Origin of the sequence: Mycobacterium sp. (assembly GCF_032162105.1) — a bacterium.
In the GTDB taxonomy this organism is placed as follows: Bacteria; Actinomycetota; Actinomycetes; order Mycobacteriales; family Mycobacteriaceae; genus Mycobacterium.
Map to the genome: position 1 here is coordinate 15,499 of NZ_JAVRPS010000253.1, position 19,804 is coordinate 35,302.

Below are 19,804 nucleotides of genomic sequence, written 5' to 3' on the forward strand. Positions count from 1 at the left end.
GCGCGGACCCCGGCGATATCCTCGAACCGATGCCCGACCAGACGCCTGTCCAGATTGCCTGGGTGACACGGGACCTTGATGCCACCGAAAAAGCCCTGACCTCCTTGTTGGGCGCCAGGAAGTGGATCAGGATGCCCGGTGTTCACTTCAGCCCCGACGCGTGCACGTTTCGCGGTCGGCCCGCCGATTTCCTCGCCGACATCTCGCTGAGCTATGCCGGTGACACGCAACTCGAAGTCATCGCACCGGTGCGGGGCGAGAGCATCTACACCGAGTTTCTGGACAGCGCGGGTGCGGGATTGCACCACATCTGCGTGGAGGCGGAAACCACCGACGCGTTCGACGCGGCACTACGCGACGCCGAACGCCAGGGCGCGCCCGTCGTCCAACAGGGCGTGATGCCGGGTGGCATGCGGTTCGCGTACGTCTCCGCCGAGCAGGCCGGAGTGCCATACATCGAGATCGCGCACATACCGGATGAGATCCGGGCGTTCTTCGACTACGTGAAACAGGAGCAACGATGACGCAGATCCCCGAAACCGTCGACGCCGCAGGCGTGACGGACTGGTCCGACGACGTGGACGTCGTCGTAATCGGATTCGGCATCGCGGGTGGCTGCGCTGCAGTCAGCGCCGCCGCCGCCGGTGCCCGGGTCCTGGTGCTGGAACGCGCGGCCGCGGCCGGCGGTACGACGGCGATGGCGGGTGGGCACTTCTATCTCGGCGGCGGGACCGCCGTGCAGCGGGCCACCGGTCACGAGGACAGCGCCGAGGAGATGTACAAGTACCTCGTCGCGGTGTCCCGCGACCCCGAGCTCGACAAGATCCGGGCTTACGCTGACGGCAGCGTCGAGCACTTCAACTGGTTGGAGGACTTGGGCTTTCAGTTCGAGCGCAGCTACTACCCCGAGAAGGCGGTCATCCAGCCCAACACCGAGGGCCTGATGTTCACCGGAAACGAAAAGGTGTGGCCGTACAAGAACGAGGCCATACCGGCACCGCGCGGGCACAAGGTGCCGGTCCCCGGCGACACCGGCGGTGCGGGCATGGTGGTCGGCCTACTGCTCAAGCGCGCCACCGACCTCGGCGTGCAGATCCGTTACGAGACGGGTGCCTCCGCGCTGGTCGTCGGGGACGGATCGGTCGTCGGCGTCGGTTGGAAGCACTTCACCGACACCGGCGCGATCCGCGCGAAGGCAGTCGTGATCGCCGCGGGCGGCTTCGTGATGAACCCCGACATGGTTGCCGAGCTGACCCCCAAGCTGGCCGAGAAGCCGTTCGTGCTTGGCAACACCTATGACGACGGGCTGGGCATCCGGCTCGGCGAATCCGCCGGCGGGGCGACCAAGCACATGGACCAGATCTTCATCACCGCCCCGGTGTACCCGCCGTCGATCCTGCTCACCGGCATCATCGTCAACAAGCTCGGTCAGCGTTTCGTCACCGAAGACTCCTACCATTCCCGCACATCGGGTTTCGTGATGGATCAACCGGACAGCGCGGCATACCTCATCGTCGACGAAGCGCACATGGAGCGCCCGATGTTCCCGCTGATCAAGTTCATCGACGGTTGGGAGACCGTGGAGGAGATGGAATCAGCACTCGGCATTCCGCAGGGCAACCTGGTCGCGACGCTCAATCGCTACAACGAGTTCGCTACGCGGGGCGAGGATTCCGACTTCCACAAGCAACCGGAATTCCTTGCGCCACAAGACACCGGGCCGTGGGCGGCGTTCGACCTCTCGCTGGGACACGCGATGTACTCGGGCTTCACCGTCGGTGGGCTGTCCACCACAGTCGACGGCCAGGTGCGCCGCGAGGACGGGTCGGTGATTCCCGGCCTGTACGCGGCGGGTGCCTGCGCGTCCAACATCGCCCAGGACGGCAAGGGCTACGCCAGCGGGACCCAGCTGGGCGAGGGGTCGTTCTTCGGGCGGCGGGCGGGCGCGCACGCCGCGGGCCTCATCTAGGCCGGCACCGGTGTCTCGGTGACCGGGCCGAGCCGCCAGCCGCCGCCGCCGAGCAGTTCCAGTCGCCTGCGGTGATGGTGCTCGACCGTGCTGCGGTGACTGACGCTGACCACCACGCAGTCGGGCACGGTGGCCCGCAGCACCCGGTACAGCGCGAACTCCTGACCCTCGTCGAGTGCGGAGGTCGACTCGTCGAGGAACACCGCGCGCGGCTTGGCGAGCAGCACCCGTGCAAACGCGATCCGCTGCTGCTCACCTGGCGAGAGCACCTTGGCCCAGTCGGCGACTTCGTCAAGACGGCTTGCGAGATGCCCCAGCGCCACCGCGTCGAGAGCGGTTTGGATTGCGGCGTCGTCGAAGTCGCCTGCGGGAACGGGATACGAGACGACCGAACGCAGGTCGCCCAGCGGAACGTAGGGCATCTGGGACAAGAACATGGTGTCGCCGTCCGGGCGTCGCAACGTGCCCGACGTGAACGGCCAGAGCTGGGCCAGGCTGCGCAGTAGCGTGGTCTTGCCGGTGCCCGATCCGCCGGTGATCACCATCGAGTCACCTCGGTCCAGCCGCACGTTCAGCGGGTCGACCAGCCGCGTCCCTGACGGTGACCGCACCTCGACGTCGTCGAGCTCGACCGAACCGTCGGTGCTCGGTAGGGCCGTCAATGCCGGTAGCGCTCTTGCTGTTTCGTTGGCAGTGATCAGCCCGTCTAGGCGGATGATGGCCGCCCGGTAGCTGGCGAACGAGTCGTAGACGGCTCGAAAGAACGACAGCGAGCCGTGTACCTGTAGGAACGCGCTCGACGACTGGGTGATGTCGCCGAGCTGAATTTGTACTGCGAACAACCGTGGGGCCTGAACGATCGTCGGCAGCGGGTCGACGATCTGGGACACCGACCTGTTCCAGCCGAGGAACGCCACCCCCGTCGCACGAAGGCTCGGTAGTTGGCGATGACGGCCGCGAATCTCGTCATCAGCTGGCCACGTTCGGCGCCCTCACCGCGGTAGAACCCGACGGCCTCACCCGCATCGCGCAGCCGCACCAGCGCGTAACGGAACGCGGCGTTGGTGAGCTCGTTGCGGAAGGACAGCCGGATCAGCGGGCGGCCGATCCAGAACGCGACGACCGTCGTGAAGAAGACATATACGAGTGCCATCCAGAACAGCGCCTTCGGCACGGTGATGCCGACGATCGTGAGCGGGCCGGCGAGACGCCACAGAATCGGGGTGAACGACACCACCGAGACGATCGACGTGACCGACCCGAACATCAGCGTTTGGGCGGTTCCGACTGTTGGGGTGTTCGTTTCCGGTCCCGTGCCCGTGGTGAAGATATCGATGTCCTGCTGGATGCGCTGATCCGCATTGTCGATCGGATCGTCGATGAACCGCCCTCGGTAGTAGGCATCACCGTCGAGCCAGTCCCCGGTGAGCCGGTGAGTGAGCCACACTCGCCACCGGATGATGAACCGCTGCATCAGGTAGAGGTCGAGCACGGTGCGGACGATGTCAACAGCTATCAGTGCAACCAAGATCAGGATCGACCACCAAAAGCTGCCTATGGCTGAGTCTTTCGCCGCACCCTCGCCCTCGAATGCGGCCTGGAGTGCCGAGAATTGGTCGTTGGACTGATAGCTGAAGAGCACGCTCAGGCGGACGTCGATCATCACCGACAGCAGCAGCACACCCAGCCACAGCCACACCGGAATGCTGTCGCGGCCCTTGAAGTAGTCACCGGTGACCCGCCAGAACTGCCTGCCCCACGCGGTGAACCGGGCGATGAGCATCAGAGCGAAGACCGTGCACGCCGCGCTGATCGCCCAGGCCTTGGCCACCCAGAACAGCGAACCGACGATCTCGGTGCCCCAGTCCAGCGACGGGGTGAACAGCTCCATCCCGGGGAAGTTACCCGGGCGGGGTTAGACCAGAGCCGGTTCCGGTTTGTCGTCGCCCCCAACCTGGCCAAGTCGCCATTCGCCGTCGCCGAACAACTCCAGTTCGTGGGTGTGATGCTGCTCGACGGTGGAGCGGTGGCTGACGCTGACCAAGATCGTTTCCGGCAGCTCCGTGCGCACCAGCTGGTAGAGCAGGAACTCCAGGCCCTCGTCGAGCGCGGACGTGGCCTCGTCGAGGAATGCCACCTTGGGTTTGGTCAGCAGGATGCGAGCGAACGCGATCCGCTGTTGCTCGCCGGGGGAGAGCACCTTGGCCCAGTCCAGCACCTCTTCGAGTCGCCCGATGAGGTGTGGAAGCGCCACCTTCTGTAGCATCCTGCGCAGAGTGTCGTCGTCGATCGAACCTTCCTCACCCGGGTACGTCACCACGGCGCGGAGATCGCCAAGCGGCACGTAGGGGAGCTGGGACAGGAACATCGTCTCGTTGGGCCCGCACGGGCGCGTCAGCGTGCCAGACGTGAACGGCCACAGCTCCGCGAGACTACGCAGCAGGGTGGTCTTGCCGCTGCCGGACGGGCCGGTGATCACCAGGGTGTCGCCGATCTCCAGGCGCATGTCGAGCGGCTTGATCAGCTGCTTTCCGTCGGGCGTGCGGACCTCGACGTCCTCGAGTTCCACCGTGCCGTCGACACATGCCGCGGTCGTCACGGTGGGCAGCGCCCTACCCTCTTCGTTGGCGATGACAAGGCCGTGCAGACGGATGATCGCGGCCCGATAGCCGGCGAACTGGTCGTAGGCGTTCCGGAAGAACGACAGCCCGGTCTGGATGTTGCCGAAGGCCGTTGCCGACTGACTCATGTCGCCGAGCTTGATCTCGCCTGCGAAGAATCGCGGAAACTGCAGGAGGTAGGGGAGCGGCACGATGATCTGACTGAGTGACAGGTTCCAGCCGTAGAAGCCGACCATCCGGTTCACGTACTTCTTGTAGTTGGCGACCACGGGCGCGAAACGTTGCCGCAGCCCGGTGCGTTCGGCGATCTCACCCCGGTAGAAGGCCACTGCCTCCGACGCGTCGCGCAGCCGCACCAGCGCGTAGCGGAACACGGCGTTGAACTTCTCGTTGTTGAATGCGAGCCAGATGATCGGCTTGCCGATCCAGAACGCGATGACGGTGGCGAACACGACGTAGGCCAGCCCGATCCAGAACAGCGCCTTGGGGATCGTGATGCCGAACATCGTCAGCGGTCCCGAAAGGTTCCACAGGATCATGGCGAAGGAGAAGATCGATGCGAGCGCGGATACCGCGCCGAACACGAGCGTGTTGCCCGCGGTGTTGTTCGGCGTGTTGGGGAGTGGTCCGATTCCCGCCGTGAAGATGTCGATGTCGGTCTGGATCCGCTGGTCCGGGTTGTCGATGGTGTCGTCGATGAAGCGGGCCCGGTAGTAGGCCTTGCCGTCGAGCCAGTCGCCGGTGAGCCGATCGGTCAGCCACGCCCGCCAAGCCAGCATGAACCGCTGCGTCAGGAACAGATCCAGCATCACCTCTGCGACGTAGACGGTCACCACGACGGCGAAGACGATCATCGAGAGCCAGAAGCCGGCCTTGCCGGACTCCTTCACCGCAGCATCGCCGCCGCCCACACCCGAGGCGATCACCTGGAAGCTGGTGAACAGGTCGCTGCCGTAATAGCTGAGCAGCACGTCGATCCGCACGCCGATCATCACCAACACCAACAGTCCCGCCAGCCAAAGCCAGACCCTGACGCTCTGCCGACCGGTGAAGTACGCGCCGGTGATCTGCCAGAACTGCCTGCCCCACGTGGTGAAGCGGCAGATGAGAACCAGGATCACCACGGTGACGACCGCGGCGATGGCCCACGCCACGGCGACCCAGATCAGCGACGCGAGCCACTCGTTGCCCCAGTCCCGCGTCGGGGTGAACATTTCCATGCGGGCAAGGTACCCCGACAAGCTGCTGCCAGCCTTGCGGAGGTATCAACTGGTAGGGGCGAGCCGATCGAGTCGCCATTCGCCATCGCCGAGCAGTTCGAGCTGTCGGTCGTGGTGCTGATCGACGGTGGCGCGGTGGCTGACGCTCACCACGATCGAGTCGGGAAGCTCTGCCCGGACGAGGCGGTAGAGCATCAACTCCAGCCCCTCGTCCATGGCGGAGGTGGACTCGTCGAGGAAGACCGCCTTGGGCTTGTTCAGCAGGATGCGTGCGAACGCGATGCGTTGCTGTTCGCCGACGGACAGCTCCTTGGCCCAGTCCTTGACTTCGTTGATGCGGATGACCAGATGCGGCAGTGCCACCTTGAGCAGCGCGCCCTGAACCAAGTCGTCGTCGACGGCGCCCTCCGAGGAAGGGTAGGACGCCACCGCCCTCAGATCGCCAAGCGGGAGGTATGGCAGCTGCGAGATGAACATCGTCTCCCGCGCGGTGATCGGGTAGCTGACGCCGCCGGACGTGTACGGCCACAGGCCCGCCACGCTCTGCAGCAGCAGGGTCTTTCCGCTGCCCGACGGACCCTTGATCACCAGGCCGTCACCGGGGTCGAGACGCAGGCAGAGCGCGTGGATGAGTCGCCTGCCGTCTGGTGTTCGCACGTCGACGTTCTCGACGTGCACCGTGTCGTCCGCCGAATCCTCGGCGAGCAGCCGAGGCATTGCTCGTCCACGTGTGTTGGCGTCGATCAACCCGTCGAGGCGGATGAGGGCCGCCCGGTAGCTTGCGAACGAGTCGTAGGCATTGCGAAAGAACGACAGCGCGTCGTGGATCGCATGGAAGGCGGTCGCGGACTGCATGACGTCCCCGAACGAGATCTGCTGCGCGAAGAGCCGCTGCGCTTGAACGATGTACGGCAGCGGATTGATCGCCTGACTCGCGGTGAGGTTCCAGCCAAGGAACATCACCATGCGGTTCAACCACATCCGGTAGTTCGCGATGACCGACGTCAGCCGGTGATCCAACAGCCGTCGTTCGACGTCCTCGCCGCGATAAAGGCCGATGGCACTGGCGCTGTCCTTCATCCGGATCATTGCGTAGCGGAAGCTGGCGTTGCGCAACTCATTCAGGTAGCTCAGTCGGATCAGCGGCCGGCCGATCCAGAATGCGATGATCGTCGCGGCCAGTACGTAGACGATCACTATCCAGAACAGCGCCTTGGGCAATGTCACGTCGAGGACCGTCAGCGGCCCGGACAGGTGCCAAAGGATCACGCCGAACGCGGCGACGCTCAACACGGACTCGACGGCGCCGAACAGCAAGGTGCTGCCCGAACCGTGGGCCGGCGTGTTCGGCTCGCCCATCACGGTGGTGACGATGTCGATGTCCTGCTGGATGCGCTGGTCGGGGTTGTCGATCGGTTCCTTGGCGAGTTGGCCTCGGTAGTACGCGTGTCCATCCATCCAGTCGCCGGTCAGCCTGCGGGTCAACCACACTCGCCAGCGGATGATGAATCGTTGCGTGATGTATAGGTCGAGCAGAAACCGAACGGCGGCCACCGTCGCAAGGATGGCGAAGATGCCCATCGACGTCCAAAACCCTTGGACGCCAGTCTGTTTCAGTTGGCTCTCCGGCGATCCGCTGCCCTCGAACGCGATCTGTAGCGCCGAGAACAGATCGTTGGCGTAGTAGCTTATCAAGACGCTGATCCGCACCGACAGCACCGCCGAGGCCAGCAGAACCGCCAACACCAGCCACACCGGCACACTCGCACGCCCGACGAAGTAACCCCCGCTGATGCGCCAGAACTGGCGTCCCCACCCGGTGAACCGGCGGAGCAGGACGAGCACCACCACCAGGCAGAGCGCTGCGATGCCGAATGCCTCGAGCACCCACAGCGTCGAGTTGCCGAGTTCGTTGTTCCAGTCGACTGACGGTTTGAATCTCTCCGAATCCATCCGACGAAACTCCTCTGCAGGCGTCGTCCGACGACACCGCTATGCGGCGAAGCTACCGCAGCGTCGTGCGGACGACGGAGAGGTTTGGTCACGCCGCGCGGGGCGGCACGGGCCGCGGTCGAAATGGGCGCCGATCAGGTCGTCTTGTTCACGGACCTGGCCAATCCGGTGCCGAATGCGATCTACCAGCGGATCGCGCTCTCGGCCGGTGTCCTCGGCCGCGTACCTTGAACAGGTGCCCAAGACTGCTCCCAAATCCAAGACCAGTGCGCCGAGCCGGCTGAGCAACCGGTTCTGGAAGCTGCTCGGCGCCAGCACCGACAAGGATCAAGCCCAGTCGATGGGGCAGGTCCGCGCCTCCGCCGAATTCGAGGAGAAGGCCGCAGGCCTCGACGATGAGCAGCTGCGCAAGGCCGCCAAACTACTCAACCTCGGCGAGCTGGCCGAGTCGTCCGACATCCCGCAATTCCTGGCGATCGCCCGAGAGGCGTCCGAACGCGCAACCACGCTGCGGCCGTTCGACGTTCAGCTGCTCGGCGCGCTGCGGATGCTGGCGGGTGACGTGGTCGAGATGGCGACCGGCGAGGGCAAGACGCTGGCCGGAGCGATCGCCGCGGCGGGCTATGCGTTGGCTGGCCGCAGCGTGCACGTCATCTCCGTCAACGACTACCTTGCCCGCCGCGACGCCGAATGGATGGGGCCGCTGCTGGAGGCCATGGGCCTGACCGTCGGCTGGATCACCGCCGACTCCACGCCCGGCGAGCGCCGCACCGCCTACGCCTGCGACGTCACCTACGCCTCGGTCAACGAGATCGGCTTCGACGTGCTGCGCGACCAGTTGGTCACCGACGTCGAGGACCTGGTGTCGCCGGATCCGGACGTCGCGTTGATCGACGAGGCCGACTCGGTGCTCGTCGACGAGGCACTGGTGCCGCTGGTGCTGGCGGGCACGACGCATCGTGAGCAGCCACGGGTGGAGGTCATCCGACTGGTCGGTGACCTGGTCGCGGTCAAGGACTACGACACCGACCCCGATCGCCGCAACGTACACCTCACCGAGGTGGGCGCCCGCAAGCTCGAGACCGCACTCGGTGGCATCGACCTGTACTCCGAGGAAAACGTCAGCACCACGCTGACCGAGGTCAACGTCGCCCTGCACGCTCACGTGCTGTTGCAGCGCGACGTGCACTACATCGTCAGGGACGACGCGGTGCAGCTGATCAACTCGTCCCGCGGCCGGATCGCGCAATTGCAGCGCTGGCCCGACGGGCTGCAGGCGGCCGTCGAGGCCAAGGAGGGCATCGAGACCACCGAGACCGGTGAAGTGCTCGACACCATCACCGTGCAGGCGTTGATCAACCGGTACCCCCGGGTGTGTGGGATGACCGGCACCGCGCTGGCCGCGGGTGAGCAGCTGCGCCAGTTCTACAAGCTGGGCGTCTCGCCGATCCCGCCGAACACGCCGAACGTTCGCGAGGACGAGACGGACCGCGTGTACATCACCGCCGCGGCCAAGAACGATGCCGTCATCGAGCACATCAAGTCGGTGCACGAGACCAACCAGCCCGTGCTGGTCGGCACCCGCGACGTCGCCGAATCCGAGGAACTCCACGAGCGACTCGTCAAGGCAGGCGTCCCCGCGGTCGTGCTGAACGCCAAGAACGACGCGGAGGAAGCTGCGGTGATCGCCGAGGCGGGCACCCTTGGCAAGGTCACGGTGTCCACCCAGATGGCAGGCCGTGGCACCGACATCCGGCTGGGCGGCTCCGACGAGACCGATCACGACGAGGTCGCCGAGCTGGGCGGCCTGCACGTCATCGGCACCGGAAGGCATTACACCGAGCGGCTGGACAACCAGCTGCGCGGCCGCGCCGGGCGACAGGGTGATCCAGGTTCGTCGGTGTTCTTCTCCAGCTGGGAGGACGACGTCGTCGTCGCTCACCTGGAACCGCAGAAGCTGCCGACGCAGATCGACGAGGACGGCCAGATCACCAACGACAAGGCGGCCCAACTGCTCGAACACGCGCAGCGCATCGCCGAGGGCAAGCTGCTCGACGTGCACGCCAACACCTGGCGCTACAACCAGTTGGTCGCCCAGCAGCGCGCGATCATCTCGGACCGCCGCGAAAAGCTGCTGCGCACCACGACGGCGCGCGAGGAGCTGGCCGAGCGTTCACCCAAGCGCTACGAGGAACTGGTCGAGGAGATCGGCGAGGAGCGGTTGGAGACGATCTGCCGGCTGATCATGCTGTACCACCTGGACCGCGGCTGGGCCGACCATCAGGCCTACCTGTCCGACATCCGGGAGAGCATCCACCTGCGCGCGCTGGGCAGGCAGAACCCGCTCGACGAGTTCCACCGGATGGCGGTGGACGCGTTCGGTTCGCTGGCGGCCGACGCCATCGAGGCGGCGCAGCAGACGTTCGAGACCGCCAACGTCGTCGATGAGGATCCCGGCCTGGACTTGTCCAAACTGGCGCGTCCGACCTCCACGTGGACCTACATGATTCACGACAATCCCCTGGCAGACGACACCATGTCGGCGCTGAGCCTGCCCGGGGTCTTCCGCTAAGGCGTTGGTGACCGTCGGCCGAAGGGGCGAACGGTGCTTGCCCTCGGATAGGAGGCACCCTGTGCCGACGAGAAGGTGCGAAAGCCACGCAACGCGGCGTCGACAGCCTCGTAGGTCGTCGCCAGGTAGACGTTTCGCGACGGGAGAAACAGCACGGGCCCGGTGCCGCGCAACTGTGCGTAGTACCGGTACGGATCAGCAAGGTTCGCCCTGGCGAACGGATCCAGGCTCTCGTCGATCTCGATCGCTGCTGAGGTCGTCAGGAGTGTCTCCTTTGCTGGCCAAATTACCGGACCCGGTCAGCGACATCAGGCACGACTCGCACTAGGTTTGGCCCATGACCGGCGCGCAGGATGATGTGCGTAATCGGGTGCTGACGGTGCCGAACGCATTGTCCGTGCTGCGCCTTCTCCTGGTACCCGTCTTTCTGTGGCTGCTGCTGGTGGCGCACGCCGACGCATGGGCGGTCGCCGTATTGATGTTCGGCGGCTTCTCCGACTGGGCCGACGGCAAGATCGCGCGGCTGGTCGAGAATCAGTCGTCGCGACTGGGTGAGCTGCTCGATCCGGCCGTCGACCGCATCTACATGCTCGTCGTCCCGGTGGCGTTGGCGATCGACGGCATCGTGCCCTGGTGGATCGTGCTGACCCTGATCGGGCGTGACGCCGTGTTGGCCGCGACGCTTCCGGTGCTGCGCAGCCGCGGACTGACGGCGCTGCCGGTGACCTACATCGGCAAGGCCGCAACGTTCGCATTGATGTCCGGCCTGCCGCTGATCCTGTTGGGCCAGTGGGACGCGCTGTGGAGCCGCGTCATCCTGGCCTGCGGCTGGGCCTTCCTGATCTGGGGCATCGCCATGTATCTGTGGTCGGCGGTGCTATACCTCATCCAGGTCACCCTCGTGGTGCGCCAGCTGCCGCGGCGGTCCGGAGGGCAGTCCACGCAAGTGCGGCTCCATCGAAGCGACCCGGGAAGTGGGTCCAGTGGCTGACGACGATCGCGCCCTTGGCGGGTACAGCGCGGAAGCCGGACGCAACGCCCACGAGGCGGATGCGCCGACGTTGATCCCCGTGCCCTCGCTGCTGCGTTCGTTGCTCTCCGAGCATCTCGACACCGGCTATGAAAGGGCTGCGGCGCGCCGCAAGGACGGCAGGATCCGCGGCCGGTGGTCGGAGCGCAGTTGGCAGCTGCTCGCGGGCCTTGCCGTCGCCGCCGTCTTCGCCACCGCAGCCGCGCAAGCCCGGTCGGTGGCCCCGGCGACGCGCGAGACCCAGGTGGTCTTGGCCGACGGGGTGCGGTCGGCCGAGGCCGTCACCGCCGACTCCACCGCCCGACGCAATGATCTGTCCGCCAAGGTCGAGGCCGAGCGACGCACCCGCCTGGAGGGCGACGAACAGGGCAGGCAACTGCTGGGCAGCCTCGACGTCGCGGAGTCCGCGGCGGCCGCCACGGCCGTGCGGGGGCCCGGACTGACCGTGACCGTGACCGAACCCGACGCGGCCCGCGACCTCACCGACGTGTCCAAGGAGCGGGTCGCGGGCAGTCGCCAGGTGATCCTCGACCGCGACCTGCAGTTGGTGGTCAACTCGCTGTGGGTCAGCGGCGCGGAGGCCGTCGCCGTTGGCGGAGTGCGGATCGGGCCCAACGTGACGATCCGGCAGGCCGGCGGCGGGATTCTGGTCGACAATCAACCCATCGCCAGCCCCTACGTCGTGCTGGCCGTCGGGCCACCGCACGGAATGCACGACGTGTTCGACAACAGTTCAGCGCTGCAGCGGCTTCGGCTCCTCGAGACCTCCTACGGGGTCGGGGTCAACGTCAGCGAAGGCGACGGGCTGACCGTCCCGGCCGGCTCGGTTCGAGACGTCAACTTCGCCAAGCAGATCGGGCAGTGATCGGAGCCAACATGATCGGACCCACGTGATCGGAATCGCTGCACTCGTCGTCGGAATCGTGCTGGGGCTGGTGTTCCATCCCAGCGTGCCGGAGGTGATCCAGCCGTATCTGCCGATCGCGGTGGTGGCCGCGCTCGACGCGGTGTTCGGCGGGCTGCGCGCCTACCTGGAGCGGATCTTCGATTCGAAGGTCTTCGTGGTGTCCTTCGTGTTCAACGTGCTGGTCGCGGCGATCATCGTGTTCGTCGGCGACCAGCTGGGCGTGGGCACGCAGCTGTCCACCGCGATCATCGTTGTGCTCGGCATCCGCATCTTCGGCAACGCCGCCGCGCTGCGGCGCAGGCTGTTCGGAGCGTGACGATGAGCGATCACGGAGGGCAAGACCCGGGAGAACATCACGGCCGCCACGAGCTGCCCCCCGACGAGCAGGCCCGGCCGATCGGCGACCTGCGGCCGGGCGGTGTGGCCGGCGTGGTCCGCCGGGGCCGGTCCCAGCTGATCTTCGGCGGGCTGGCGATCCTGCTGTGCGTGGTGCTCGGCGTCGCGATCGTCACGCAGGTCCGCCAGACCGAGTCCGGCGACTCGCTGGAGACCGCAAGGCCCGCCGACCTGCTGGTGTTGCTGGATTCGCTGCAACAGCGCGAAGCGGCCCTCAACACCGAGGTCGCCGACTTGCAACGCACCCTGACGGCGCTTCAGTCCTCCGGCAGCAACGACCAGGCGGCGATCGAGAACGCCAGGGCCAGGCTGGGCGCAATGTCGATCTTGATCGGCACCGTCGGCGCGACGGGGCCGGGGGTCACGCTCACGATCGGCGACACCGCGCCTGGCGTGTCGCCGGAGACGATGCTCGACGTCATCAACGAGTTGCGCGCCGCGGGCGCCGAGGCCATCGAGATCCGATCTCAAGATTCGGCGGTCCGCGTCGGCGTCGACACCTGGGTGGTCGGTACGGCCGGCGCGCTCAACGTGGACGGCACCGCGATGACCCCGCCGTATTCGGTTCTGGCGATTGGCGATCCACCCACACTGGCCGCCGCGATGAACATCCCCGGCGGGGCGATGGACAGCATCGAACGGGTCGGCGGCACAATGGCCGTGCAGCAATCCGCCGTGGTCGACGTGACCGCCTTGCGGCAACCCAAACCCCGCCAATACGCTCAGCCCGTCAAGTGACCCGACCCCGCGATGAGCCCGAGAACCAAGGAGCGCCGTGAGCGAGATCCCGTCCGACCTGTACTACACCTCGGACCACGAATGGGTGCGTCGCACCGGTGACGACACCGTCCGGGTCGGCATCACCGACTATGCGCAGTCCGCGCTGGGCGACGTGGTGTACACCGACCTGCCCGCGGTCGGCACGGACGTCGAGGCCGGTAGCGAGTTCGGGAACGTGGAGTCGACCAAGTCGACGTCCGAACTCTACGCACCGATCACGGCGAAAGTCGTTGCAGTGAACGAGGATCTCGCCGACGCCCCCGAGCAGATCAACGCGGACCCGTACGGTGCGGGCTGGCTCATCGACCTGCAGGTCGACGCGGCGAGTCTGGCCGATGCCCTTGCCACGCTGCTCGACGCCGACGGCTACCGCGCGACCCTCGATGAATGAGAAAACCGGCGGTGGTGGACACACCGGCAGGTACCGCGCGGTACGGTCGTCACAGACGCATGACGGACTGCCGCAAGGCGGGCCGGCCAGGCCAGACATCGCCACAGCAGCCAGTTAGGAGCAGCGGGTGACGGATAACGACACCAGTTCGGGAGCTGACCAGACGTCTGATGAAGTCACCGTGGAGACCACATCGGTCTTTCGCGCGGACTTCCTCAACGAGCTGGACGCTCCGGCCACGGCAGGAAGCGACAGCGGGGTCTCAGGGGTAGAGGGACTGCCAACGGGTTCGGCATTGCTCGTCGTCAAGCGGGGCCCCAACGCGGGCTCGCGATTCCTGCTCGACCAGGCCACCACGTCGGCCGGTCGACATCCCGACAGCGACATCTTCCTCGACGACGTCACCGTGAGTCGTCGCCACGCCGAGTTCCGCCTCGAGAGCGGCGAGTTCCAGGTGGTCGACGTCGGCAGCCTCAACGGCACCTACGTCAACCGTGAACCGGTCGACTCGGCGGTGCTGGCCAACGGCGACGAGGTGCAGATCGGCAAGTTCCGCCTGGTGTTCTTGACCGGGCCGAAGACCGACGACGGCAGCTCGCCCGGCTAATGGCTTGGGCGAAGAGCCGATGACCCAGCCCGACACCCCAGCGCTGGCCGGGATGTCGATCGGTGCGGTCCTCGACCTGCTGCGACCCGACTTCCCGGACGTGACCATCTCCAAGATCCGGTTCTTGGAAGCCGAGGGGCTTGTCACACCCGAACGCACTCCGTCGGGCTACCGGCGGTTCACCGCCTACGACTGTGCTCGCCTGAGGTTCGTCCTCACCGCGCAGCGCGACCAGTACCTGCCGCTGAAGGTGATCAAGTCCCAGCTGGACGCACAGCCCGACGGCGAGCTGCCCCAGATGGGGTCCGCGTACGGGGTGCCGCGCCTGGTGCAGGTGTCGAACGGCTCTGCCGACGGTGCCAACGACACTGCCGCGGTGGCGCCCCCGCAGGTACGGCTGAGCCGCGAGGATCTGCTGTCCCGGTCGGGCGTCGACGAGGAGATGCTCACCGCGCTGACGAGGGCCGGCGTGATCAAGCCGGGCCCCGCCGGGTTCTTCGACGAACACTCGGTGGTGGCCGCCCAGTGTGCGCGTGCGCTCGCCGAGTACGGCATCGAGCCGCGCCATCTGCGCGCCTTCCGGTCCGCAGCCGACCGGCAGTCCGACCTGATCGCACAGATCGCGGGTCCGGCGGTGAAGGCGGGCGCGCGTGACCGCGCCGACGACCTGGCTCGCGAGGTGGCGGCACTGGCGATCACGTTGCACACGTCGCTGATCAAGTCGGCCGTGCGCGACGTATTGGATCGCTGAGGACTAGACTCGGCTCGACGGTTTGAGGCGCGGAGGGCAGACGCAGATGGGCGAGGTTCGTGTGGTCGGCATTCGCGTGGAACAGCCACAAAACCAACCAGTCTTGCTATTGCGAGAGTCCAACGGTGACCGCTACCTGCCCATCTGGATAGGTCAGCCCGAGGCGGCGGCGATTGCACTCGAACAGCAGGGTGTCGAGCCATCGAGGCCCCTGACCCACGATCTGATCCGAGATCTGATTGCCGCGCTTGGCCATTCGCTCAAGGAGGTCAGGATCGTCGATCTGCAGGAGGGCACCTTCTACGCCGACCTGATCTTCGACCGCGACATCAAGGTGTCGGCGCGGCCGTCGGACTCCGTGGCGATCGCCCTGCGGGTCGGCGTCCCGATCTACGTCGAGGAGGCGGTGCTGGCGGAAGCCGGCCTGCTCATCCCCGACGAGGGCGACGAGGAATCCACCGGTACCGTGCGCGAGGACGAGGTGGAGAAGTTCAAGGAATTTCTTGATTCGGTCTCTCCCGATGACTTCAAGGCGACCTGAGGGCTCGTAGCGGGGGTTGCGATTTGTCACGGATGCGTCTCAACTGACCTGGGTCGCTCGACACGCGGAGCGGGTTTCACGGATCCGCGAATGGGGCAGCCATACTTTGAATGACGACGAGCAGTCACGACTCGGCGGGAAGCGTATGCTCGACACATTCGAGCTTGGAGCAAACGCTTTGCCCGCAGTTCAGACTGCGAAGCACGAAGCGAGTTCGACTCGGCGAAGGGATGGACAGTGGGCGACACGCCACGTCAAGAGCAGTTGGATCTGTCGTCCGGTGGCACACCCACGAAGGCGGCTCCGACCCCGGCCAGCGAACCCGTTCAGGGCGGTCTGTTCCCCGATGACTCCGTCCCCGACGAGCTCGTCGGCTACCGCGGGCCGAGCGCCTGCCAGATCGCGGGCATCACCTACCGCCAGCTGGATTACTGGGCGCGCACCTCACTCGTGGTCCCGTCCATTCGCGGTGCAGCGGGTTCGGGTAGCCAGCGGCTCTACTCCTTCAAGGACATCCTGGTCCTGAAGATCGTGAAAAGGCTTCTCGACACCGGTATCTCGCTGCACAACATCCGGGTCGCGGTCGATCACCTGCGCCAGCGCGGTGTGAAGGATCTGGCCAACATCACCCTGTTCTCCGACGGCACCACCGTCTACGAGTGCACGTCCGCCGAAGAGGTCGTCGACCTGCTGCAGGGCGGCCAGGGCGTGTTCGGCATCGCGGTGTCCGGCGCGATGCGGGAACTGACCGGTGCCATCGCGGACTTCCCCGGTGAGCGTGCCGACGGCGGCGAATCGATCGCCACGCCCGAGGACGAACTGGCCTCGCGCCGCAAGCACCGCGACCGCAAGATCGGCTGACCTCTCACCCTCGATCGTCTGCCGGTAGACTCGGCGGAGCATCGTCCCTGCGCGGGAGAGTTCCGTGGCCGCCAGCCACGGACGCCGAAGGAGCAACACCTCTCCGTCAACCTCTCAGGCACCCAGGACCGCGAAGGGCCCCGATGCCTCTGGAAAGCGGTGAGCCGTCGTAGTTCAGGCCGGCTCACCCGCCCATGGGGAAAGGCATCCGAGCCATCCGCCGGATCGCCGAATCTCTCAGGCGCCCGGTTCGGGTCGACGACAGAGGGGGAGGACCGCAGTCGTTCTGCGCGCCGAACCTGAGAGGTCATCCGTGTCCGGTACTCAATCCCATTCTTCCGGCGAACATCACCAGTTCCGTTTCGCCGACAGGCACATCGGCCCGGACGCCGACGCCGTCGCGACCATGCTCAAGGTCATCGGGGTGGAATCCCTGGCCGTACTCGCCGAGAAGGCGCTGCCCGCTGGGATTCTCGACGCGGTGACCATCGACGGGTTGGCGCCCGGCCTCGATCGGCTGCCCCCGCCTGCCACCGAGGAGCACGCGCTGGCCGAGCTGCGCGCGATGGCAGACGCGAACACCGTCGCGGTGTCCATGATCGGGCAGGGGTACTTCGACACGCTGACGCCACCGGTGTTGCGTCGCAACATCCTTGAGAACCCGGCGTGGTACACCGCTTACACCCCGTACCAGCCGGAGATCAGCCAGGGCCGGTTGGAGGCGCTGCTGAACTTCCAGACCATGGTCGAGGATCTGACCGGCCTCGAGGTGGCGAACGCCTCGATGCTCGACGAAGCCACCGCCGCGGCCGAGGCCATGACGCTGATGCACCGGGCGGTGAAGGGCTCGGTCAACCGCCTCGCGGTGGACACCGACCTCTACGCCCAGACCGCGGCGGTGCTCGCCACCCGCGCTGCGCCGCTCGGCATCGAGATCGTCACCGCCGATCTGCGCGACGGCCTGCCCGACGGCGACTTCTTCGGCGTGATCGTCCAGTCGCCTCGCGCCGGCGGCGCCGTCGTCGACTGGACCGACCTGGTCGCCAAGGCGCATGACCGCGGCGCGCTGGTGGCGGTCGGTGCCGACCTGCTGGCACTCACGCTGATCATCCCGCCCGGCGAGATCGGCGCCGACGTAGCGTTCGGAAGCACCCAACGCTTCGGTGTGCCAATGGGGTTCGGTGGGCCGCACGCCGGTTATCTGGCGGTGCACACCAAGCACGCGCGGCAGCTGCCAGGCCGACTGGTCGGAGTATCGGTGGACTCTGACGGATCGGTGGCGTATCGGCTGTCCCTGCAGACCCGCGAACAGCACATCCGCCGCGACAAGGCCACCAGCAACATCTGCACGGCACAGGTGCTGTTGGCCGTGATGGCCGCGATGTACGCGAGTTACCACGGCGCCGACGGCCTCACCGCGATCGCGCACCGCGTGCACGGCCATGCGCTCGGGGTGGCCATCGGCCTCGACGCGGCAGGCGTGGACGTAGTGCACGACGCGTTCTTCGACACCGTGCTGGCCAGGGTTCCCGGCCGCGCCGAGGAGATCCGGGCGGCGGCGAAGGCGCGCGGCATCAACGTGTGGCTCGTCGACGCCGACCACGTTTCGGTGTCGTGCGACGAGGCCACCACCGCCGAGCACGTCGAGCAGGTGCTCGAGGCGTTCGGCGCCACCCGCGGCGGACATCACTGGCCTGGCCCTGAAATCGCCACGCGCACATCACGGTTCCTGACTCACCCGGCGTTCACCCGGTATCGCACCGAGACCGAGATGATGCGGTACCTGCGGTCGCTCGCCGACAAGGACATCGCGCTGGACCGCAGCATGATCCCGCTCGGGTCGTGCACGATGAAGCTCAACGCGGCGGCCGAGATGGAGTCGATCACCTGGCCGGAGTTCGCCCGCCAGCACCCCTTCGCGCCAGCGTCGGACACGCCAGGCCTGCGCAAGCTGATCGCCGAGCTCGAGACGTGGCTCACCCAGCTCACCGGGTACGACGCGGTCTCCCTGCAGCCCAACGCGGGTTCGCAGGGCGAGTACGCGGGCCTGCTGGCGATCCACGCGTACCACGAGAGTCGCGGCGAGAGCAGTCGCGACGTCTGCCTGATTCCGTCCAGCGCGCACGGTACCAACGCGGCGTCGGCGGCCCTGGCCGGCATGCGCGTCGTGGTGGTGGCGTGCCGCGACAACGGCGACGTCGACCTCGACGACTTGCGCGCCAAGGTCGCCGAGCACGCCGACCGGCTGGCCGCGCTGATGATCACCTATCCGTCCACGCACGGCGTCTTCGAGCACGACATCGCCGACATCTGCGCGGCGGTGCACGACGTCGGCGGCCAGGTGTACGTCGACGGCGCCAATCTCAACGCGTTGGTGGGCCTGGCGCGGCCGGGCAAGTTCGGCGGCGACGTCAGCCATCTGAATCTGCACAAGACGTTCTGCATTCCGCACGGCGGTGGCGGGCCAGGGGTCGGCCCGGTCGCGGTGCGCGCGCACCTTGCGCCCTATCTGCCAGGGCACCCGCTGGCCGATGAGCTCTCCGACACCTACACCGTGTCGGCCGCCCCGTACGGGTCCGCGTCGATCCTTCCGATCACGTGGGCCTACATTCGGATGATGGGAGCGCCAGGGTTGCGCGCCGCGACGCTCACCGCGATCGCGTCGGCCAACTACATCGCGCGCCGTCTCGACGAGTACTACCCGGTGCTCTACACGGGGGAGAACGGCATGGTGGCCCACGAGTGCATCCTGGATCTGCGCGCGATCACCAAGAACACCGGCGTCACCGTGGACGACGTGGCGAAGCGGTTGGCGGACTACGGTTTCCACGCTCCTACGATGAGCTTCCCGGTGGCGGGCACGCTGATGGTCGAGCCGACGGAGAGCGAGAGCCTGACGGAGGTGGACGCGTTCTGCGAGGCGATGATCGCCATCCGCGCCGAGATCGACCAGGTCGGGTCGGGTTCGTGGCCCGCTGAGGACAACCCGTTGCGGAACGCCCCGCACACCGCCGAATGCCTTCTGGTCGCCGACTGGGATCACCCGTACAGCCGCGAGCAGGCGGCCTACCCGCTTGGCAAGGCGTTCCGGCCCAAGGTCTGGCCGCCCGTGCGTCGCATCGACGCCGCGTACGGCGACCGCAACCTGGTGTGCTCCTGCCCGCCGGTGGAGGCCTTCGCCTGACTGCCCGCGGAGTCGACCGAC

General features: G+C 66.7%; 16 protein-coding genes, 1 pseudogene and 1 riboswitch. Of the genes and pseudogenes, 14 read left to right on the forward strand and 3 right to left on the reverse strand.

Annotation, left to right across the window (positions count from 1 at the left end; all coding sequences use genetic code 11):
* Window positions 1-29: 29 nt before the first annotated feature.
* Together QOC69_RS12685 and QOC69_RS12690 are read left to right on the forward strand one after the other, a co-directional pair.
* A complete protein-coding gene (locus QOC69_RS12685; protein WP_526439931.1) occupies window positions 30-524 on the forward strand; it encodes a VOC family protein in 495 nt (164 codons plus the stop codon).
* Window positions 521-1,969 carry an FAD-binding protein gene (locus tag QOC69_RS12690; protein ID WP_526439933.1) on the forward strand — a complete coding sequence of 483 codons (1,449 nt, stop codon included), beginning with the start codon at window positions 521-523 and terminating at the stop codon, window positions 1,967-1,969. Before QOC69_RS12685 ends, QOC69_RS12690 begins: the two co-directional genes overlap by 4 nt.
* Here QOC69_RS12690 and QOC69_RS12695 read toward each other — a convergent pair.
* The 3 genes and pseudogenes from QOC69_RS12695 to QOC69_RS12705 form a co-directional block, all read right to left on the reverse strand.
* Window positions 1,966-3,860: pseudogene (locus tag QOC69_RS12695) on the reverse strand (ABC transporter ATP-binding protein/permease). The gene QOC69_RS12690 and the pseudogene QOC69_RS12695 overlap by 4 nt on opposite strands.
* Before the next feature lie 24 nt (window positions 3,861-3,884).
* Window positions 3,885-5,810, reverse strand: coding sequence for an ABC transporter ATP-binding protein/permease (locus tag QOC69_RS12700; protein ID WP_526439935.1), 1,926 nt, complete (start codon window positions 5,808-5,810; stop codon window positions 3,885-3,887).
* A 45-nt stretch (window positions 5,811-5,855) separates the two neighbouring features.
* Window positions 5,856-7,763 carry an ABC transporter ATP-binding protein/permease gene (locus QOC69_RS12705; RefSeq protein WP_526439937.1) on the reverse strand — a complete coding sequence of 636 codons (1,908 nt, stop codon included), beginning with the start codon at window positions 7,761-7,763 and terminating at the stop codon, window positions 5,856-5,858.
* Between the two features lie 84 nt (window positions 7,764-7,847).
* On the opposite strand from QOC69_RS12705, the gene QOC69_RS12710 reads away from it, so the two are divergent.
* From QOC69_RS12710 to gcvP, 12 genes are all read left to right on the forward strand, one after another.
* The gene (locus QOC69_RS12710; protein WP_526439975.1) at window positions 7,848-7,994 is read left to right on the forward strand and encodes a GNAT family N-acetyltransferase; all 147 of its coding nucleotides are present in this window, start codon (window positions 7,848-7,850) and stop codon (window positions 7,992-7,994) included.
* Window positions 7,939-10,335, forward strand: a complete 2,397-nt coding sequence (secA2, locus tag QOC69_RS12715; RefSeq protein ID WP_526439939.1) for an accessory Sec system translocase SecA2 — start codon at window positions 7,939-7,941, stop codon at window positions 10,333-10,335. The genes QOC69_RS12710 and secA2 overlap by 56 nt, the downstream gene beginning before the upstream one ends.
* Before the next feature lie 337 nt (window positions 10,336-10,672).
* Window positions 10,673-11,326, forward strand: a complete 654-nt coding sequence (locus QOC69_RS12720; protein ID WP_526439941.1) for a CDP-alcohol phosphatidyltransferase family protein — start codon at window positions 10,673-10,675, stop codon at window positions 11,324-11,326.
* Window positions 11,319-12,230, forward strand: coding sequence for a DUF881 domain-containing protein (locus QOC69_RS12725; protein ID WP_526439943.1), 912 nt, complete (start codon window positions 11,319-11,321; stop codon window positions 12,228-12,230). Before QOC69_RS12720 ends, QOC69_RS12725 begins: the two co-directional genes overlap by 8 nt.
* A 25-nt stretch (window positions 12,231-12,255) precedes the next feature.
* Window positions 12,256-12,588, forward strand: a complete 333-nt coding sequence (locus QOC69_RS12730; protein ID WP_184435367.1) for a small basic family protein — start codon at window positions 12,256-12,258, stop codon at window positions 12,586-12,588.
* A gap of 2 nt (window positions 12,589-12,590) precedes the next feature.
* Complete coding sequence (locus QOC69_RS12735) at window positions 12,591-13,406, forward strand: DUF881 domain-containing protein (protein WP_526439946.1); 816 nt, start codon at window positions 12,591-12,593, stop codon at window positions 13,404-13,406.
* A 37-nt stretch (window positions 13,407-13,443) separates the two neighbouring features.
* Window positions 13,444-13,839 (forward strand): glycine cleavage system protein GcvH, encoded by a 396-nt coding sequence (gene gcvH / locus QOC69_RS12740; RefSeq protein ID WP_526439948.1) that lies wholly within the window; start codon window positions 13,444-13,446, stop codon window positions 13,837-13,839.
* 127 nt (window positions 13,840-13,966) lie between these two features.
* Window positions 13,967-14,446 (forward strand): glycogen accumulation regulator GarA, encoded by a 480-nt coding sequence (gene garA / locus QOC69_RS12745; RefSeq protein ID WP_526439950.1) that lies wholly within the window; start codon window positions 13,967-13,969, stop codon window positions 14,444-14,446.
* A 19-nt stretch (window positions 14,447-14,465) separates the two neighbouring features.
* Window positions 14,466-15,197 carry a transcriptional regulator FtsR gene (gene ftsR / locus QOC69_RS12750; protein ID WP_526439952.1) on the forward strand — a complete coding sequence of 244 codons (732 nt, stop codon included), beginning with the start codon at window positions 14,466-14,468 and terminating at the stop codon, window positions 15,195-15,197.
* Between the two features lie 46 nt (window positions 15,198-15,243).
* Window positions 15,244-15,738: a bifunctional nuclease family protein gene (locus QOC69_RS12755; protein WP_526439954.1), complete on the forward strand. Its 495-nt coding sequence runs from the start codon at window positions 15,244-15,246 to the stop codon at window positions 15,736-15,738.
* Between the two features lie 237 nt (window positions 15,739-15,975).
* Entirely contained in the window at window positions 15,976-16,599 is a 624-nt protein-coding gene (locus QOC69_RS12760; RefSeq protein ID WP_526439956.1) for a MerR family transcriptional regulator, read from the forward strand.
* 42 nt (window positions 16,600-16,641) lie between these two features.
* A riboswitch (glycine riboswitch) is annotated at window positions 16,642-16,740 on the forward strand.
* Between the two features lie 172 nt (window positions 16,741-16,912).
* The gene (gcvP, locus tag QOC69_RS12765) at window positions 16,913-19,783 is read left to right on the forward strand and encodes an aminomethyl-transferring glycine dehydrogenase (protein WP_526439958.1); all 2,871 of its coding nucleotides are present in this window, start codon (window positions 16,913-16,915) and stop codon (window positions 19,781-19,783) included.
* Window positions 19,784-19,804 lie beyond the last annotated feature (21 nt).

What these genes read in the sequence shown, in the direction of transcription:
- QOC69_RS12685 (WP_526439931.1), top strand. Translation starts at nt 30, where the DNA reads ATGCCCGACCAGACGCCTGTCCAGATTGCCTGGGTGACACGGGACCTT.
- secA2 (WP_526439939.1), top strand. Translation starts at nt 7,939, where the DNA reads ATGCGATCTACCAGCGGATCGCGCTCTCGGCCGGTGTCCTCGGCCGCG.
- QOC69_RS12690 (WP_526439933.1), top strand. Translation starts at nt 521, where the DNA reads ATGACGCAGATCCCCGAAACCGTCGACGCCGCAGGCGTGACGGACTGG.
- QOC69_RS12755 (WP_526439954.1), top strand. Translation starts at nt 15,244, where the DNA reads ATGGGCGAGGTTCGTGTGGTCGGCATTCGCGTGGAACAGCCACAAAAC.
- QOC69_RS12705 (WP_526439937.1), bottom strand. Translation starts at nt 7,763, where the DNA reads ATGGATTCGGAGAGATTCAAACCGTCAGTCGACTGGAACAACGAACTC.
- QOC69_RS12720 (WP_526439941.1), top strand. Translation starts at nt 10,673, where the DNA reads ATGACCGGCGCGCAGGATGATGTGCGTAATCGGGTGCTGACGGTGCCG.
- QOC69_RS12700 (WP_526439935.1), bottom strand. Translation starts at nt 5,810, where the DNA reads ATGGAAATGTTCACCCCGACGCGGGACTGGGGCAACGAGTGGCTCGCG.
- ftsR (WP_526439952.1), top strand. Translation starts at nt 14,466, where the DNA reads ATGACCCAGCCCGACACCCCAGCGCTGGCCGGGATGTCGATCGGTGCG.
- QOC69_RS12735 (WP_526439946.1), top strand. Translation starts at nt 12,591, where the DNA reads ATGAGCGATCACGGAGGGCAAGACCCGGGAGAACATCACGGCCGCCAC.